Source organism: Terrabacter sp. MAHUQ-38, from assembly GCF_014518425.1.
GTDB lineage: Bacteria > Actinomycetota > Actinomycetes > Actinomycetales > Dermatophilaceae > Terrabacter.
Genome location: NZ_JACVCU010000017.1, coordinates 1 through 849 on the forward strand (window position 1 = coordinate 1; position 849 = coordinate 849).

Genomic DNA, 849 nt, shown 5'->3' on the forward strand with positions numbered 1-849 from the left:
TCGGGGTGCCGGTGGCGGCGACGGCGTCCAGCAGCGCGATCTGGCCGCCTTGGAGGTCGAGCGTGGCGGTCGAGCGCCCCTCGCCCGTGAGGGCGATGGTGTCCCCCACGACCACGACGGCGTAGTCGGCGGCCTCCGCGGCGGCGGCGGCCTGTTCAAGTTGATCCTGGAGGACCGGGGCGGGAGTGAAGACGGGTGCCTGTGGTTGACCGTCGGGCCCGATGCCCCACTCGCGGTCATCGGCGGGGCCTGCGATGTCGGCTCCGCGGGCGTGCGTGACGCTCCAGCCGGAGGGTGCGACCGCGCGCAGGCCGTCGAGCACCGTCTCCACCAGCTCGCGCGGATGTCCCTCGGGCATCCACGGGACCTGCCCGGAGGCCCCCGCCCAGTCACCGAGCATGGCTTCCGGGCTGTCGGCGTTGGGGCCGATGACCGCGATCGTGCGCGGCGTGCCCCGGCTTGCGGCGCGGCCGGTTCCGTCCGAGGTCAGCCCACCTTCGAGGGGCAGGATGCCCTCGTTGCGCAGCAGCACCAGGCAACGGCGGGCGGTCTCGAGGTTGAGGTCGGTGTGTTCGCGGCAGCCGATCACCTTCGCCTGCCGCTCCGAGTCGGGGGTGCGGGGATCCTCGAAGAGCCCGAGCTCGAACTTCAGCCGCAGAACCCTCCGTACCGCGTCATCGATCTGCTCCTCGTCGACCAGGCCGCGACCGACCGCTTCCTGCGCGGCCTCGAAGAACGCCGGCGTGGCCATGATGAGGTCGTTCCCGGAGTTGACGGCGACTGCCGCAGCCTCGACGTAGTCGGCGCAGATCCGCTGGTCGTAGACCATCCGGCCGACGTTGTCCCAGT

At 72.0% G+C, this 849-nt stretch carries 1 protein-coding gene; it reads right to left on the minus strand.

Going from position 1 to position 849, the window contains the following annotated elements; all coding sequences use genetic code 11:
- Positions 1-829: glycoside hydrolase family 3 C-terminal domain-containing protein (locus tag H9I49_RS24680; RefSeq protein ID WP_255524242.1), on the minus strand; the 829-nt coding region annotated here is incomplete at its 3' end.
- Between the last annotated feature and the right edge of the window lie 20 nt (positions 830-849).